Genomic DNA, 17,816 nt, shown 5'->3' with positions numbered 1-17,816 from the left:
TCTAGAGTATCGGACTTAAAGTATGATAAACTAGAGATGAAAGCGTCAGGAGGTGCAGTAAAAATGACAGAAGATTATTCTTTACAGTATGCTAAAGAGAACAAAAAAGTATTAATTTCTTCGATTACTGATGGGAAAGAAAAAGAGGAAGAAAAGACTGCCATTTTTATGGCCGGAAGTCCTGGGGCTGGAAAGACTGAGGCTACACAAACTTTGACGGCATTGAATAGTAATCTTTGTGTAATCGATGCTGATAAATTTCGTGAACTATTTCCGGGCTATGCTAGGAATAATTCAGATGAATTTCAACGAGGATCAGCACTTTTGGTAGATGCTGCTCTCGATTTAGTTCTTAAAAAGGGTTATAGTTTTATTCTTGATGGCACGTTTGCGACTTCTAAGGTAAATCAAAATATTGAACGGGCACTCAAAAAGAATTATAATGTGCTTGTTTATTATGTATATCAAGATCCATTTATTGCTTGGGACTTTACTAAAAAACGAGAAGAAGTTGAAGGCCGTTTTGTTCCTAAAGAACGTTTTATCAATGCTTTTTTTCAATCGAGAAAAAATTTGATGCAGGTGAAAAAGCAATTTCAAGAGAAAGTAACCATCAATATCTTAGTGAAGGACTTTCAAAATACGATTTCTGATTTTCTAATGGACATTGATAATGTTGAACTAGCATTACCAATCAGTTATACGAAAGAAAGATTGGAGGAAGAACTACATGACTGAGAAAGAAAAAGTTGAAGAAATTATGGAGAAGTATAACCGTAACTTTTCTACACTACAAAAGAATGCCTCTGCGAAAGAGCTGAAGACAGTCTTTAAATTTGTAGCAGATGAATCCAATCGAAAACAACGAGAATTGATTGGTTTGGATAAAGAAAAATAAATTTGAAATTGAAATATTTTTAAGAGCCAAGAGCAAAAATGTTCTTGGCTTTTTCTTTGCAATGAATGAGGTGACTTATGACATTTTTAGATTTATTCGCTGGGATTGGTGGCTTTCGCTTAGGTATGGAACAAGCGGGTCACCAGTGTATCGGCTTTTGTGAAATTGATGAATTTGCTCGGCGGAGTTATAAGGCAATCCATGATACAAGAAAGGAGGTGGAAATGCATGACATCACAAGTGTACCAGACGAGTTTGTTCAATCCCTCGGACCAGTGGACATCCTTTGCGGCGGATTTCCGTGCCAAGCTTTTTCAATTGCGGGAAAGCGGCAAGGATTTTCCGATACTCGAGGTACTTTATTCTTTGAAATCGCTCGGTTTGCCGCTCTTCTCCGACCTAAGTTTTTATTCCTTGAGAATGTCCGGGGATTGCTCAATCACGAAGGAGGGGCTACGTTCGAGACGATCCTCCGAACGCTGGATGGACTGGGGTATGATGTGGAATGGCAGGTGCTTAACTCAAAGGCCTACGTTCCCCAAAGCCGCGAGCGGATCTTCCTTATCGGACATTCTCGAGACGCATGTACCGAACAAGTATTTCCTATCATTGGAGCGTCTCCAACATCTGATCAAAACATCCGAAACTTGGTAAATATCAATCCCTCCAATCGAGGCATGGGGGGACAAGTCTATGGTTCAGATGGCGTGGTGCCAACCTTAACCGGCAATGAAGGAATCAAAATCGCACTCCCGGTGAATGATGGAATTTCAGTGGCTGGTATGTTGTCGGGAAATTTTGAACAAGGCAATCGGGTCTATGATGTAACCGGAACAGCTCCCACCTTGTCAACGAAACAAGGGGGAACGAAGATTATGATTCGGAAAAATAAAACAGAATATCAAGAGGTAAAACCAGGGGACAGTGTGAACCTGGCTTTTCCTAACTCCACAAGTCGCCGAGGCCGTCTGGGAAAACAAAGTGTGCATACCTTACTAACAGGAGACCAACAAGCAGTCGTCACAGATGAGTATCAGATTCGGAAGCTAACGCCCAGGGAATGCTGGCGACTTCAAGGATTTCCTGATTGGGCTTTTGACCGGGCCTCTCAAGTCAATTCAGATAGCCAGTTGTATAAGCAAGCCGGAAACTCTGTAACAGTTCCGGTCATTTTTGATATTGCTAGAAGATTAAAGGAGGCAAAACTAGATGATTTATGATGAGTTGATTGGAGAGATCTACTGGGTGATTGGTAAGATTCAGTCAGATCCGGAACTGGAAGAAGAACTGTACCGGCTCAATTTTGATATTCGCAAAAACGGGGTGAAGGTCCCTTGTGATTCATATGTAATGGACGAGGAAACCGATGCTCGAATTGAGCTAAATCAACTCATCAGTGAATTGGAACGGATTGCAGACCTTGCCAAAGAACCAGATATCCGCCAATACTTGTTTGAGATAAAAGCAGAATTGGAAATTGAGGGCATTACCGCGGAGTAACGGCTAAATAAACCACTACTGATAGGCGCTGGCCGCGGGGGATTTGCGAAGCAGAAATCCTCCGTGGAGCTGTGCCTGTTCATGGACGGCGCCAGCCGGCCATGATGTCTCACCCCCCGTATCTAACAGGGGGGTACAAAAACACAAAAAACAAGCAAGCAACGATTGAGAATTGCTGGTGTATCAAGGGAAATTAACGATTTGATTCAGTGTGAAGTATTCGTCAATTACTTCACACTTTTGTTAGGAGGTGATTATTTGGCGAAAAGAAATTTAAGCAAGGAATTGCTAAAAGAAAAGCGTAAGGATTATAAGGTTTCGCAGAACAAATTAGCTGTCGCATGTCATTTGACTCGAGAATATATCAACAAGATTGAATCAGGTCTACTTACACCATCAGAAAAGACCATGAGAAAAATTTTTGACCAACTGGAAAGTTTCAATCCCGATTTGCCTTTGACGTTACTGTTTGACTATGTAAGGATTCGTTTCCCCACAACGGATGTACGGAAAATTATTCAAGAAGTTCTCCATTTGAAATTTGAATATATGCTCCATGAAGATTACGCCTTTTACTCCTATCAAGAACAATATGTTATGGGAGACATTGTGGTGATGTTATCTCATGAAGAAGATAAAGGCGTCCTTTTGGAATTAAAAGGGCGAGGTTGTCGACAGTTTGAAACGTTTTTACTCGCTCAAAAGCGTAATTGGTACGACTTTTTCGAAGATTGTCTAAAAGCTGGTGGCGTGATGAAGCGCTTGGACTTGGCAATCAATGATCGAGTGGGGCTACTGGATATTCCTGATTTAACGAAAAAATGTCAGAAGGAAGAATGTATCTCCTTGTTTCGTACCTTCAAAAGTTATCGTTCCGGTGAGTTGTTGAAAGCTGATGAAAAGGATGGTATGGGCAATACCTTATATATCGGCAGCCTCAAGAGTGAGGTTTATTTTTGTTTGTACGAAAAAGATTATGAGCAATATATCAAGCTAGGGATTCCATTAGACCAAACTGAAACGAAAAATCGCTTTGAGATTCGACTGAAAAATGACCGTGCTTTTCATGCGATTCAAGATTTGTTAAAAGGTCGTAGCATTGAGAGCACCACGTTTTCCATTATCAATCGTTATTTGCGATTTGCGGACAAGGTGGAAGGAAAACGGCGAACCAATTGGCCCTTGAATGAACAATGGGGGCGCTTTATTGGACGGAATCGTAAGGAAATTCAATTAACCTCTGAACCGAAACCGTATACCATTGAACGAACCTTGAATTGGCTTGGACGTCAAGTCGCCCCTACGTGGAAGATGGCCAAGGAGTTGGATCGTTTGAACGAGACAACCTATATCCAGGATATGGTACAGAATGCGCGCTTATCAGACCGGCATAAAAAGATTTTGGAACAACAAAGTATGGCAATTGAAAACTTGATTATATGAAAAGAGGAAAGGTCATGGGAATTGTAAAAGATATTTTATTGGTGTTTGGTGGGAGTATGCTCGGTGTTACTGTGATGTGCTTGATGTATGCAAGTGCAGCAGCAGACCGAGCAATGGAAAAGAAAGGAAAGTGATGAAATGAATTTCGGACAAAATTTATATCAATGGTTTTTAACCAATGCCCAATCTTTGGTTTTACTAGCGATTGTAGTCATTGGTTTATTTTTAGGATTTAAGCGGGAGTTTTCTAAATTAATTGGCTTTTTGGTGATTGCCTTGATTGCGGTAGGTCTGGTCTTTAATGCGTCTGGTGTGAAAGATGTCTTACTCAATTTGTTTAACCGAATTGTCGGTGCGTAAGGGGGGAAGCACAATGGAACAGATGCGCGTTTATATTGCGAATCTCGGGAAATATAACGAAGGTGAATTGGTGGGGGCGTGGTTTACCCCACCTGTCGATTTTGATGAGGTCAAAGAACTGATTGGATTAAATGACGAATACGAAGAGTACGCGATTCATGATTATGAACTGCCTTTTGAAATTGATGAATATACACCAATTGAGGAAATTAATCGGTTGTGTGGCTTAGCGGAGGAGCTTGAAGGAACGCCGATTGGTGAAGTTGCTTCTGAGATTCAACATGCTTTTTTCAATTCTTTTGAAGAAATGGTAGAGCATGTGGATGATATTGTCTATTATCCAGATTGCGATGATATGAGTGATGTAGCATATTTCTTGATTGTAGAAAATGGTGATTTTGGAGAAGTACCAGAACACTTGAAGACGTATATTGATTTTGATGCGTGTGGTCGAGACTTGGAGATTGGAGGCAACTATTTGGTTACGAGTCGTGGGGTCTTTGAATATCTTAATTAATGCATATAAAACATCTACAATATCTCATTTATTTCGTTTACTAAAAATGATAAGATTGTTATGAATAAGTGAGATTGGGGTAGGGTAGATGAAAAAGATAGACTTGCATATTCATACAATCAGATCTATTAGTGATTCAAAAAAAATTGATTTTTCAGTAGATAAGTTATCAGAGTATATAGATGAAAAAAAACTTAATGCTATTGCTATTACGAATCATAATATTTTTGATATTGATCAGTTCAGGGAAATAACAGAGAAAATTGAAATACCAGTTTTTCCTGGAGTAGAGATTGATTTGGAGAAAGGCCACTTGTTGTTGATCGGTGATTATTTAGATTTTTCAATTGAAGAATTTGCTTTATCATGTGAAAGATTAGGTAATTTCATAAAGGAACAATCTGATTCTCTGACTTTAGCAGAGTTTTATTCAGTTTTTCCAAAACATACTTTGAGAAAGTATTTATTGATTCCACATTACCGTAAATCACCTAAGATTCCAGAAGAAATTATTCAGGAACTGTCGGAGCATTCTACTATTACAGCTGGGGAAGTCAGTTCTCCACGTAAATTTATGGAGTTAAAAAATGAAGTTGATAATTTAACGCCTGTATTATTTAGTGATCAAAGAATTTGCTGCTTTATGAATAGTTTTAACAATCATCAGACATATTTTAATATTTCTGAAATTAGTTTATCAGCAATTAAAGGAGCATTATCGGATAAAACAAAAGTAAGTTTGTCTAAAAAAGAGGGAAAAGACTTATTTGAAATTCATAATGGAATTAATGCATCCACAGGATTAAATGTTTTATTGGGAGAAAGATCTTCTGGCAAAACTCATCTATTAAATAAAATTGAGGAAAGTACTAAAAATACAAAATATATTCGTCAATTTGAATTAGTCGAAACTAATGAAAAACGCTCTGAAGAGACTTTTCATACTCAATTACAGAATGATGAAAGTTTATTTTCAGCGGAATATTTAGCTGAGTTTAATGAAATTGTCAAAGATATGCTGAATATTAATATTCTTGCTACAAATAAAACTGTTAATGAATATGTACAGTCACTGGTAAAAAATGCAGAAAGTACGGAGAAGAAGGACGCGTTTGCTAAATCGGCACTTTTTAGTGAGGAAAAGTTTAAACTTAAGGATTTATCAACCTTAGAAGAATTAATTAAAGCAACCCAAATAATCCTTGATAATAATGAATATTCGACGATAATTGACGAAGTTCTTGAAAGAAAACAACTTGAAGAATTACTTCTTCGTTTGATTAAAGAGCACAGACGCATTTCTTTGGAAAATGTAATAAAGGAAAAGGCAAATACTATTATTAGTAATGTTCAAAGTGAGCTGTCGTTAAAAACAACAACTCAAAGGATTATAGATATTGACTTGGGAATGATTGCTGAAGAACAGTTGAAAATGCAAAAGTTTAACGAACTCACGAAAAAACTCCAACAAGATGAAATTCTTGATGAAAAGCAAATTTATGATTTCACAGTTAGAAAATCAAAAAGAAAGTTTGCGAACCCACGTGAGATGCTTGATCAAGCAAAAATGAAAATCCGTTTTTCTGAGATATTTCCAGCATATTCAGTCCCATTTGATTTTTTGCAAAAATTAAAAAGTAAAGAAAAACTTGAAACTGCAGATTTTTATAAGTACTTCGTTAAAATACAAGTTGAGATTTTAAATAAAGATTTGAAGCCGGTTTCTGGTGGACAAAGGGCTGAGTATAATTTTTTAAGAAAAATTGAGGGAGCTCTAGAATACGATATGTTACTCATCGATGAGCCTGAATCCTCGTTTGATAATCCATTTCTTGATACAAAAATAAATACAATGTTGAAGAGCATTTCAAAAAATATCCCAGTATTTGTTTCAACCCATAACAATACAATTGGTGGTTCTATCAATCCAGACTTCATTTTGCATACAAAAAGGAGTATTGAAAAGGATAATCCTGTTTTTAGAGTGTTTACTGGTTATCCAACCGATAAAGTATTATACTCAAATGATGGAAAATCTATTAATAATTTATCTGTTCAATTAACTTGTCTTGAAGCAGGAGAGGATTCATATAGTAAGAGGAGCGAGATGTATGAAATACTTAAAAATTGAAAACAACCAAGGCTTTTTCCTAAAAAAAGATAATTGGATTGCGATTGACCAAATCACAAAGGATGATCTTTTTAATTTTATTAGTGTGATCTTGGACAATGGTGATGGAGAATTTGAGATGGATGAGTTCGATGAAGAAATAATCCAACATGCTGCTCATAAAATTATATATAAAAATATTTATAATAAACTTTTGGAATTAAAAAAAGAGAGAGATAACCTTCAGGACAAAGTAAATCAGCAGTTTTCAACTGCATTCCAAAAATATGCAAATGATTAATGACAAAATTTTGAAAGACTCATTCAATGGAATGGGTCTTTTACTGTGTTAAGGAAGATGAGCTAATGAAAAAAATAAAAAGCTATACCAGTATCTGGGCAGTTGAAAAGGTTATTTACGCAATTAATGACTTTCAGCTGCCTTTTCCTGTGACCTTTAACCAGATGGCTTGGTTCGTTTTATCCTTGCTGTTTGTCATCGTTTTTGCCCATGTGCCTCCGCTATCTATGATAGAGGGGGCCTTTTTAAAATACTTAGGCATACCGGTGGCGGTTACTTGGTTCATGTCGCAAAAGACGTTTGACGGTAAGAAACCATTGGGATTTTTACGATCCTTTATCAGTTATCACTTACGATTTAAGGTTACTTTTGCTGGAAAAAAAGTCAAAGAACAGAAGAAACGATGGGATGAGCCCATTACTCTTGTAAGGAGTGTGAATTATGTACCCGATTAAGTATATTGAAAATAATCTTGTCTTTAATCAAGAAGGCGAGTGTTTTGCCTACTATGAATTAGTGCCTTATAACTATTCCTTTTTATCGCCTGAACAGAAGTATCAAGTACATGATAACTTTCGCCAATTAATTGCTCAGAACCGAGAGGGAAAGATCCATGCCTTACAAATTGCCACAGAAAGTAGTATTCGTGCCACGCAAGAAAGATCGAAAAAGGAAATTACCGGGCGATTAAAAGAAGTCGCGAAACAACGGATTGACCTACAGACGGATGCATTAGTATCCATGATTGGCGATAGTCAGATTGATTATCGCTTTTTTATTGGCTTTAAACTAATTGCCACAGATGAAGAGGTCAACCTAAAGAATCTCAAGAAATCTTTCTTCTCCGGTTTTCAAGAATTTATCTATGGGGTCAATCATCATTTGATGGGCGATTTTGTTTCGTTATCCAATGAAGAAATTCGCCGATATACCAAGCTTGAAAAACTAATGGAGAGTAAATTGGCTCGAAGATTTAAAGTCAGACGAGTCACACCCAGTGATCTGACGTATTTGATTGAACATATTTATGGTGAAAAAGGTACACCATTTGAAGAGTATGAATTTCAATTGCCAAAGAAAAAGCTAAAGTCGGAAACTTTGGTGAAACGCTACGACTTGTTACGTCCCACTCGTTGTTTGATTGAAGAAAAACCACGGTACTTACGCATAGAACATGAAAACCATGAATCGTATGTAGCGTACTTAACAATCAATACGATTGTAGGGGAGATGGAGTTTCCTTCCTCAGAACTTTTCTATTATCAGCAACAACAATTTACTTTTCCAATTGATACTTCAATGAATGTAGAGATTGTGACGAACAAAAAGGCACTTGCTACTGTTCGCAATAAGAAAAAGGAACTGAAAGATTTAGACAACCACGCCTATCAATCTGACAATGAGACGAATTCCAATGTCTTAGATGCGTTGGATTCCGTGGATGAATTGGAAACCGCCTTGGATCAGTCGAAAGAATCTATGTACAAACTAAGCTATGTGGTTCGGGTGAGTGCGGATTCTGTGGATGAATTAAAGCGGCGTTGTGATGAAGTGCTTGATTTTTATGATGATACCAATGTAAAAATAGTCCGGCCCTTTGGCGATATGATGGGACTACATGAAGAATTCTTACCTTCTAGTAAGCGATACATGAATGATTATATCCAGTATGTTACGTCGGATTTTCTCGCCGGACTTGGATTTGGCGCTACACAGATGTTAGGCGAGTTAGAAGGCATTTACTTTGGCTATAACGTAGATACGGGGCGCAATGTTTACCTGAAACCGGCATTGGCCTCACAAGGGGTAAAGGGTTCAGTTACCAATGCGCTAGCTGCCGCTTTCCTTGGTTCACTTGGTGGTGGGAAGTCCTTTAGTAACAATCTCTTAGTCTATTATGCCGTCCTTTTTGGTGGGCAAGCTGTGATTGTCGATCCAAAGGGAGAACGCGGTGGTTGGAAAGAAACCTTGCCAGAAATTGCGGATGAAATCAATATTCTCAACTTAACTAGTAAGCCAAAAAATCAAGGCTTACTTGATCCCTATGTCATCATGAAGAAAAAGAAAGACTCAGAAAGTTTAGCAATTGATATCCTGACCTTTTTAACAGGAATTTCTAGTCGAGATGGGGAGAAGTTTCCAGTGTTGCGTAAGGCCATTCGGACGGTTACCCAAAGCAATCAACGGGGATTATTACAAGTAATTAATGAGCTTCGAAAAGAAGGCTCACCAGTTGCGGAAAATATCGCGGATCACATCGAGTCCTTTACCGATTATGATTTTGCCCATTTGCTTTTCTCAGATGGTTCGATTACCCAGTCGATTAGTTTAGATAGGCAGTTAAATATCATTCAAGTAGCGGATTTGGTTTTACCAGATGCAGAAACCACTTTTGAAGAATATACCACCATGGAATTGCTTAGTGTTTCCATGCTAATCGTCATTTCTACTTTTGCCTTGGACTTTATCCATAGCAATCGAGAAATCTTCAAAATTGTAGACTTGGATGAGGCGTGGAGTTTTCTTCAAGTAGCGCAAGGGAAAACATTATCGAATAAGCTCGTTCGTGCTGGGCGGGCTATGAATGCTGGGGTTTACTTTGTCACGCAAAACAGTGACGATTTACTGGATGAACGCTTGAAGAATAATATCGGATTGAAATTTGCTTTTCGTAGTACCGATATTCATGAAATCAAGAAGACTTTGGAATTTTTTGGGTTGGATCAAGAAGATGAAAGTAATCAAAAACGCCTACGAGATTTGGAAAATGGCCAATGCTTGATGCAGGATTTGTATGGTCGGGTAGGCGTGGTTCAGGTACATCCAGTCTTTGAAGAACTCTTCCATGCCTTTGATACCCGTCCACCTGTTCAAGAGAGAATGGAGTGAGGAGATGAAAAAGAAACTTTTTCGGATTGTGGGAATCGTTTTTATTAGCATCATCACTCTGACAGTTCTATTGAGTTTAGTCGGTGCGGTAGCTGAGGCGACTGGATTAGTTGATGATACAGTTGAAGCGGGAAATCTTTATTCTCAATATTCTCTTGGGAACTATCAGTTAGATTTCTTTGTGGATAGTTCTTGGGATTGGCTGCCTTGGAATTGGGGCGATGGCTTAGGGAAAAGCGTGATGTATGGACTTTATGCTATTACTAATTTCATTTGGACGGTGAGTTTGTATTTGTCGAACGCCACGGGTTATGTGGTTCAAGAAGCTTATAAACTAGATTTCATTTCGGATACGGCTGAAAGTATTGGAAAGAATATCCAAACATTGGCTGGTATTACTGAAAATGGACTCCAGACCTCGGGTTTCTATTTCGGTTTCTTATTATTAATGATTTTAGCTTTAGGAGTTTACGTGGCGTATACAGGTTTATTAAAACGAGAAACCACGAAAGCAGTCCGAGCTGTCATTAATTTTATGATGATCTTTCTACTTTCGGGTTCTTTTATTGCGTATGCGCCTACCTATATCACAAAAATCAATGACTTTAGCTCAGATGTTAGTGAAGCGGCTCTTAACCTTGGAACAGAGATTGTCGTACCGAATTCAGAAAGCCAAGGAAAAGATAGTGTGGATTTGATTCGAGACAGCTTGTTTTCGATTCAAGTCCAACAACCTTGGTTACTCTTGCAATTTGATGATTCCAATATAGAAGAAATTGGCGAAGACCGGGTCAACAAGATTCTATCTGTGAGTCCAGATGAAAACAAAGGCAAAGATCGGGAAGAAGCAGTCAAAGCGGAGATTGAAGACAATGACAATGCGAATCTCAGTATTATCAAGACCATGAACCGTTTAGGGACCGTGGTCTTTTTGGTATTGTTCAATCTTGGCATTTCCTTCTTTGTTTTTCTTCTAACAGGGATTATGTTGTTCTCGCAAATTCTCTTCATTATCTTTGCGATGTTTCTGCCAATTAGTTTCTTATTGTCCATGTTGCCGACTTATGAGAGTTTGGGCAAGAAGGCGATTATTCGCTTATTCAATACGATTATGATGCGAGCGGGTGTCACCTTAGTGATTACGACTGCATTTAGTATTTCCACGATGTTTTTCAATATTTCGGCCACTTATCCCTTCTTTATGGTAGCTTTTCTACAAATTGTGACCTTTGCCGGTATCTATTTCAAATTGGGGGACATTATGAGCATGTTCAATCTTCAAAGTAATGATAGTCAGTCAATGGGAAGACGGGTCATGCGGAAACCACAAATGTTAATGAACCGTAAATTGCGGCAACTCAATCGAAATGTGGGACGAACTTTGGCTTTTGGTGGTGGTGCAGCAGTCGGAAATAAGTTGGCAAAGGAACAATCAAAATCCAAATTTAAGCCATTCGGTTCTTCTCTACGAAAGAATTCACGATTACCTAACGATCAGGAGGCATCATCTGACTCGAATAAGGAAAAGTCAATCTCAAATAATAAGAAACAATCCCGAATGAACTTGGCCGGGAGAAAAGTCGGCAAGGTTCTGGATACCCAAGCCTTGGTAAAAGATAAGACCAAACAAGTAAAGGATGGAGTACGGAATACACCAACCAACTTGAAGTACAATTTCCATAAAGGAATCGAAAAGACGAAAAAAGCACCGGAAGAATTCAAGCGCGGACTGGTTCAAGAAAAAGCAAATCGAGCGGAGTTACGAGAAAAACAACGACAACGAAGAAATGCGAAAATGGACGAAAAACGCAAGATACTGAGTGAAGCAACAAATCGTCAGGGAAAAAGAAGGGCGAATGTTCAGATAGACAAAGTAACTCAGCCTCAAAAAGATAGGACGCAGAAAAAAGAAGCATCAAAGCGGATTGTGAGAGTAAATTCGAATCCTGAAATCAAAAGAAAACTCGCTAGTCAAGAAATCATTTCAAAAGGGAAAAGCCAATCATCAAGTAAGAAAAATTCTTTCCAACAAGTGAAACAGCGGTCTACTCTGTCCAAGCGAACTAATCAAAAAGTACAAAAAAGAATGAACCCTCGTCCAAAATCAAGGTCAGGTGAGAAAAAATGAATGTAAAGAAATTAAGTATCATTTCGTTAACCTTTCTGACCATCTCCTTTATGGGAATCTTGATGTGTGTGGGTTTGTTATTTGGGGAAGACAGTGAAGGAAGTAGTAGTTCTGGGACATCTTCAGGAGGAAGCAGTGTCTCAGAAGAAGTTTTGAAACACCGTGCAATGGTGGAAAAGTATGCCAAAGAATCGGATATAACAGAGTATATCCCAATTCTTTTGGCGATTATTCAAGTGGAATCTGGTGGCACAATGGAAGACGTTATGCAAAGTTCTGAGTCGGCCGGCTTACCACCGAATTCATTAAGTACCGAGGCATCCATTAAACAAGGGTGTCTCTATTTTGCGTCTTTAGTTAAGCGTTCCAAAGAGTTAGGGTGTGATCGAGATAGTATCATTCAGGCTTATAACTATGGTGGTGGGTATTTGTATCATGTCGCGAAAAACGGGAAGAAGCATAGTTTTGCTTTAGCTGAATCTTTTTCAAAGGAAAAATCGGGCGGCCAAAAAGTAGACTACCCCAACCCAATAGCGATTAAGGAAAATGGTGGGTGGCGGTATAACTATGGCAATATGTTTTATTGCTTATTAGTGAAGCAATACCTAACTACAACACAGTTTGATGATAAAACCGTCCAAGGAATTTTTGACGAGGCGTTTAAGTATGAAGGAACAGCCTATGTATTTGGTGGATCAAGTCCCGAAACGGGGTTTGATTGTAGTGGATTGACCCAATGGTGTTATGCCAAAGTTGGTTTGAAACTCCCACGGGTGGCTCAGGATCAATATGATGCCATGACCCATATTGATTTAAAGGATGCCAAACCAGGTGATTTAGTTTTCTTTCATTCAACCTATGATGCCGGTACTTATGTAACCCATGTCGGTATTTATGCAGGGGAGAATCGCATGTTTCATGCAGGAGATCCAGTGGGGTGGACGAATCTAACGGAAAACTATTGGCAGCAGCATCTTATCGGGGCCGGTCGATACAAATAAAAGAAAAGAGGAATAAAGATGAAGATAAAAATTGAACGAAATCAAAAGGAAAAGACCAAAAAAAAGAAGAAAGAACGAGTCGTATCCGTGGGCAAGCATCGAAAAATGGTGCTTGCCCTTTGGCTTTTATTGTCTTGTAGTCTTGCTTTTGGCATCTACAAAAATTTCACCGCCATTGATCAACACACGACTCATGAAAAAGTGGTTGTGAAGGAAAAGGTAGTGAATACTTCTGGCGTTGAAAGTTTTACGAAGAATTTTGCGAAAGAATATTTTTCATGGGAGAATAATAAGGAAGTAATTGAAAAGAGAATGAATACTCTTGAGCAGTACCTTACAGAAGAAGGTCTTACTTTGAGCCAAGATATGGTTCGAGTAGATATTCCTACTAGTTCTGAAGTTCAGTCAGTAAAAGTATTAGGTGTCGAAAAGGGCGCGGAAGATTTTACCGTTTCATTTTTAGTGGATCAAAAGATTACAGAAGGGAAAAAGGCACAATCGATTTCATCTGCATATAGAGTGACAATCTTTGAAGATGAAAAAGGGAATCATATAGTTACGAGTTTACCTACAATGATTGCAAAACCAGAAAAAGCGGAGTATGAAGTAAAACAAGTAGAAAGTGACTCAGAAATTGATGCCAAAACAACGGAAGAAATCACTGAATTTCTAGAGACATTTTTCAAGCTTTATCCGACCGCATCAGAAAATGAACTCGATTATTACGTAAAATCTGATGCAATGCAACCAATCAACTCTAACTTAAAATTTGTGGAAATATTTAACACTGTTTTTCAAGGAATTGGCGAAGATATTCAAGTCAATGTTGATGTGAAATACTGCGATGTTTTTTCAAAAGCAATTAATTATTTTCAATATAGATTGAAAATACAAAAATACGGAACCTGGATGATTATTGAATCAAAAAAAAGATTTATAACTAAGAGATGACTAACCTAGTTTTTTGAGTATTGTAAATTAGTCATGGGAAACCGTATCGTAAATGATGCGGTTCCTTGTAATTTATATTTCATATATCAGAATCGATATAGTTTTTTAGAAATGAAATGATGAGGTAATAATTCAGATAGTGTGGCTAATACTCATATACAAGTAATTTTGAACGAATATAGTTTTGTAAAAAAACTGTGGAAGGTATTGATTACGCTTGGATATAGGTCTTCTTGTACGTCTTTTTTCAATCGTTGAGATATTTTACTATTGAAAGTATACTGGAGTGGCAGAAAGAAACTTTTTATGAAAGTGTGGTTGGTACAATGAAAAGAGAAGTCATTTTAAGCAAATTAAAAAGGCAGATTTATGGTGGCAAGTTTCTTTTAGGTATTGCTACGGCAACTGGGATGAGTGCAGTTAACGCTAAACAAGGTGGAGCAGATTTAATACTAGCCTTAAATTCGGGCAAATTCAGACAAATGGGGAGGAGTTCACTGGGAGGTTATTTACCATTTGCTAACAGTAATGACCTAGTAAAGGAATTTTCTACAAAAGAATTGTTGCCTGTGTTGGATGATTTCCCTGTATTATTTGGAGTAAATGCAACGGATCCCTTAATAAAATCAGATGAATTGATTCGTTATATCAAAGAATACAATTTTGCAGGGGTTGTAAATTATCCGACGGTTAGTTTGATTGATGGCAAGTTTAGAGAGGCTCTAGAAGAAGAGGAAATTACCTTTTTTCAAGAGGTAGAGTTTATAGAGCTTGCCAAAAATAATGGGTTATTTACTATGGGGTTTGTAACAAATAAGAAGGAAGCTGAACAAATGGATAAGGTTGGACCAGATATTGTGTGTATACACTTAGGTCTTACTGAAGGAGGAAATTTAGGTGCAAAAAAAATGCACTCCTTTGAAAATATGCTCAGTACTATTCAAGAAATTTGTGCAAAGTTGATTGAGCGGAAATCGAAGAGCATCATCATGGTTTACGGCGGTCCAATAAATGACTTAACAGAAGTGCGCTACATTTATAATAAATTTCCTGAAATAAAGGGATATATTGGTGGATCAACCTTTGAAAGAATTAATTCAGAACAAATCCTTTCTTCTCAGATTAAATCATTCAAAGATGCTACGCACACACAACACGATAACTTAACTATCCAGATTTTAGAAGGTATTGAAAAATATTATGATTATGTTGACTTTGTAAAAAAATACATAAGTGAAAATTATTCGACAACCATTTATATTAGTGATTTAGCAGATTTTACCAATTTATCTTCAAGCTATCTAAGTGATCTTTTTAAACGAAAAGTAGGTGTAAGTTTTACTGAGTACCTAATCAAGTTTCGGCTAAATAAGGCTATTGAATTAATGAACTCAACGAACTTAAGATTGGTAGAAATTGCAAGTAGCGTCGGTTATTCTGATTACGCACAATTTAATAAGATTTTCAAAAAATATATGAAACAATCACCAAAAAAGTACAGAGAATCTAATATATAAACTATTTTATCACGATGTGAAACGTTTTCAATCGGTCCTGATATACCTATAATCAACTTGTAAGCAGTTAACTGTGACTAAATAAGGAGGTAAAAACGATTGAAAACTGTTGCTTTAGTAGGAACTTTTGATTCAAAAGGGACAGAGTACCAGTACATTAAACAGCTTTTAGAAAAACTTGATTTGAATGTATTTACCATTCATACAGGGGTATTTGAACCATTTTTTACTCCAGATGTTGATGTTTCTGAAATTGCTGCCGAGGTTCAAGAAAATATTGAGACAATCCGTAAGCGCAATGATCGAGCTTATGCCACGGATGTTTTGTCTAAAGGGTTAGAACAGTTGCTTCCTAAACTATTTAAAAAAGGGCTTTTTGATGGGGTTCTATCCTTTGGGGGAACTGGCGGGACTTCGCTTGTGGCACCTGGCATGAGAAAATTACCGATTGGTATTCCCAAAATGATTGTTTCAACAGTCGCTTCAGGAGATACTAGTGTTTATGTTGGGACCAGTGACATCATCATGATGCCTTCAATTGTAGATGTATCAGGATTAAATAAGATATCAAAACGAATTTTTGGGAATGCTGTTTCAGCGATAGCTGGATTGCTAAATTATCGTATTGAAAATGAAGTGGATGAACATCCTCTAGTGGCCGCTACTATGTTTGGTGTGACAACGCCTGCTGTAAATTTTGCTCGAGAATATCTTGAGCAAAATGGTTACGAAGTATTGGTATTTCATGCAACTGGGATTGGCGGTCAGACCATGGAATCTCTAGTTTCGGATGGGTATTTTGCAGGAGTACTTGATTTGACGACGACTGAATGGGCCGACGAGTTGGTCGGTGGAGTTTTAAAGGCAGGTGAAAATAGGTTAGAAGCTGCAGCTTTAGCAAAAGTTCCTCAAGTTGTATCTTTAGGTGCAATGGATATGGTAAATTTTGGACCATTTGATACAGTTCCAGAGAAGTTCAAAAATAGGAACTTCTATAAGCATAACCCAACAGTAACTCTGATGAGAACTTCTGTTGAAGAAAGTCGAGAATTGGGCAAAATCGTAGCAAAAAAATTGAATATGGCACAGATAGAGACAGTACTGCTTATCCCAAACGGTGGTTTTTCTTCTATTGATGTTGTAGATGGCCCATTCTATTATCCAGAAGCTGATAAAGCGCTAATTGAATCAATTAAGGAAAATCTTGACAATGACAATGTAAGAATAATTGAAAAAGAACAAGCAATAAATAATAAGGAATTTGCAGAACTTTCTGCGCAACAATTAATTAATTTAATGAATAAAGAAGGAGACATAATCAATGAATAGTCAAACACGAAAAGAAGTCATTACGAATTTTAAAGAGAAAGTTAATAAGGGAGAGATTCTTGTTGGCGTAGGCGCTGGAACAGGGATTACTGCAAAAAGTAGTGAAGCTGGCGGAGCTGATATGTTGATTGTTTACAACTCTGGTCGTTACAGAATGGCAGGGAGAGGTTCATTAGCAGGCCTTCTTTCCTATGGAGATGCAAATCAAATTGTTGTTGAGATGGGACAAGAAGTTTTGCCCGTTGTGAATGAAACGCCTGTATTGGCCGGTGTTTGCGGAACGGATCCTTTCCGAGTAATGGAGATCTATTTGAAACAGTTGAAAGAACAAGGATTTAATGGAGTTCAAAATTTTCCTACAGTTGGTTTAATCGATGGTGTATTTAGACAAAACTTGGAAGAAACTGGGATGGGGTACGATTTAGAAGTTGATATGATTAAAAAAGCACATGAATTAGACATGTTAACAACACCGTATGTCTTTGATCCTGAACAAGCCCGAAAAATGGCAGAAGCTGGAGCGGATATTCTAGTTGCACATATGGGATTAACCACTAAAGGTACAATTGGTGCCAAAACAGCATTGACCCTTGACGATTGTGTAGAAAAAATTGAAGCAATTATTGATGCCGGTAGAAAAGTGAACCCTGAAATCATGGTAATTTGCCATGGTGGCCCAATTGCTGAACCCGAAGATGCTAAATATATTATTGAAAAAACAAAGGGAATTGATGGTTTCTTTGGTGCTTCCAGTATTGAGCGCTTTGCAGCTGAAAAAGGTATCAGAGAACAAACAGCTGCATTTAAAAAGATTAAGAATTAATAGAGTTTGTTTTTTATATCAAAATCGTTAATAAAAATTTTCTTGGTTT

The 17,816-nt window shown here is 37.6% G+C and carries 18 protein-coding genes; all 18 read left to right on the top strand.

All coding sequences use genetic code 11. The annotated features are described in order from the left end of the window. The first annotated feature begins 63 nt into the window (after positions 1-63). The 18 genes from IGL30_RS06920 to IGL30_RS06835 all read left to right on the top strand — a co-directional run bounded on the left by IGL30_RS06920 (position 64) and on the right by IGL30_RS06835 (position 17,767). Positions 64-738: a zeta toxin family protein gene (locus tag IGL30_RS06920; protein WP_086269168.1), complete on the top strand. Its 675-nt coding sequence runs from the start codon at positions 64-66 to the stop codon at positions 736-738. After that, positions 731-898, top strand: coding sequence for a hypothetical protein (locus IGL30_RS06915; RefSeq protein WP_002298811.1), 168 nt, complete (start codon positions 731-733; stop codon positions 896-898). The genes IGL30_RS06920 and IGL30_RS06915 overlap by 8 nt, the downstream gene beginning before the upstream one ends. 77 nt (positions 899-975) lie before the next feature. Next, positions 976-2,118 (top strand): DNA cytosine methyltransferase, encoded by a 1,143-nt coding sequence (locus tag IGL30_RS06910; protein WP_086269169.1) that lies wholly within the window; start codon positions 976-978, stop codon positions 2,116-2,118. Then, the gene (locus tag IGL30_RS06905) at positions 2,108-2,398 is read left to right on the top strand and encodes a hypothetical protein (RefSeq protein ID WP_086269170.1); all 291 of its coding nucleotides are present in this window, start codon (positions 2,108-2,110) and stop codon (positions 2,396-2,398) included. The genes IGL30_RS06910 and IGL30_RS06905 overlap by 11 nt, the downstream gene beginning before the upstream one ends. Before the next feature lie 258 nt (positions 2,399-2,656). Further along, positions 2,657-3,841 (top strand): MobT family relaxase, encoded by a 1,185-nt coding sequence (mobT, locus tag IGL30_RS06900; RefSeq protein ID WP_086269171.1) that lies wholly within the window; start codon positions 2,657-2,659, stop codon positions 3,839-3,841. Further along, positions 3,838-3,975, top strand: coding sequence for a DUF3789 domain-containing protein (locus IGL30_RS06895; protein WP_086269172.1), 138 nt, complete (start codon positions 3,838-3,840; stop codon positions 3,973-3,975). Before mobT ends, IGL30_RS06895 begins: the two co-directional genes overlap by 4 nt. 4 nt (positions 3,976-3,979) lie before the next feature. Beyond that, positions 3,980-4,201, top strand: a complete 222-nt coding sequence (locus IGL30_RS06890) for a hypothetical protein (protein ID WP_002298822.1) — start codon at positions 3,980-3,982, stop codon at positions 4,199-4,201. Positions 4,202-4,214: 13 nt separating this feature from the next. Next, positions 4,215-4,718 carry an antirestriction protein ArdA gene (locus IGL30_RS06885; RefSeq protein WP_086269173.1) on the top strand — a complete coding sequence of 168 codons (504 nt, stop codon included), beginning with the start codon at positions 4,215-4,217 and terminating at the stop codon, positions 4,716-4,718. 88 nt (positions 4,719-4,806) lie between these two features. Beyond that, positions 4,807-6,849: a PHP domain-containing protein gene (locus IGL30_RS06880; protein ID WP_002390857.1), complete on the top strand. Its 2,043-nt coding sequence runs from the start codon at positions 4,807-4,809 to the stop codon at positions 6,847-6,849. Further along, a complete protein-coding gene (locus IGL30_RS06875; RefSeq protein ID WP_002390855.1) occupies positions 6,830-7,129 on the top strand; it encodes a hypothetical protein in 300 nt (99 codons plus the stop codon). The genes IGL30_RS06880 and IGL30_RS06875 overlap by 20 nt, the downstream gene beginning before the upstream one ends. Before the next feature lie 65 nt (positions 7,130-7,194). Continuing rightward, the gene (locus IGL30_RS06870) at positions 7,195-7,584 is read left to right on the top strand and encodes a conjugal transfer protein (protein WP_002297349.1); all 390 of its coding nucleotides are present in this window, start codon (positions 7,195-7,197) and stop codon (positions 7,582-7,584) included. Next, entirely contained in the window at positions 7,571-10,018 is a 2,448-nt protein-coding gene (locus IGL30_RS06865) for an ATP-binding protein (RefSeq protein WP_086269175.1), read from the top strand. Before IGL30_RS06870 ends, IGL30_RS06865 begins: the two co-directional genes overlap by 14 nt. A 4-nt stretch (positions 10,019-10,022) precedes the next feature. After that, positions 10,023-12,146, top strand: a complete 2,124-nt coding sequence (locus IGL30_RS06860) for a CD3337/EF1877 family mobilome membrane protein (RefSeq protein WP_086269176.1) — start codon at positions 10,023-10,025, stop codon at positions 12,144-12,146. Further along, entirely contained in the window at positions 12,143-13,147 is a 1,005-nt protein-coding gene (locus IGL30_RS06855) for a lysozyme family protein (protein WP_002390852.1), read from the top strand. The genes IGL30_RS06860 and IGL30_RS06855 overlap by 4 nt, the downstream gene beginning before the upstream one ends. 18 nt (positions 13,148-13,165) lie before the next feature. Continuing rightward, a complete protein-coding gene (locus IGL30_RS06850) occupies positions 13,166-14,098 on the top strand; it encodes a conjugal transfer protein (RefSeq protein WP_086269177.1) in 933 nt (310 codons plus the stop codon). Positions 14,099-14,424: 326 nt separating this feature from the next. Continuing rightward, positions 14,425-15,615: a phosphoenolpyruvate hydrolase family protein gene (locus IGL30_RS06845; protein WP_016171830.1), complete on the top strand. Its 1,191-nt coding sequence runs from the start codon at positions 14,425-14,427 to the stop codon at positions 15,613-15,615. Between the two features lie 99 nt (positions 15,616-15,714). Then, positions 15,715-16,944, top strand: coding sequence for a Tm-1-like ATP-binding domain-containing protein (locus IGL30_RS06840; protein WP_002390848.1), 1,230 nt, complete (start codon positions 15,715-15,717; stop codon positions 16,942-16,944). Then, entirely contained in the window at positions 16,937-17,767 is an 831-nt protein-coding gene (locus IGL30_RS06835) for a phosphoenolpyruvate hydrolase family protein (protein WP_002390847.1), read from the top strand. The genes IGL30_RS06840 and IGL30_RS06835 overlap by 8 nt, the downstream gene beginning before the upstream one ends. The last annotated feature ends 49 nt before the right edge of the window (positions 17,768-17,816 follow it).

It is taken from the genome of Enterococcus sp. DIV1089c (genome assembly GCF_050530965.1).
Lineage (GTDB): Bacteria > Bacillota > Bacilli > Lactobacillales > Enterococcaceae > Enterococcus_B > Enterococcus_B hirae.
The sequence above is the reverse complement of the archived record's forward strand: the minus strand, read 5'-3'. Positions and strand labels throughout refer to the sequence as shown.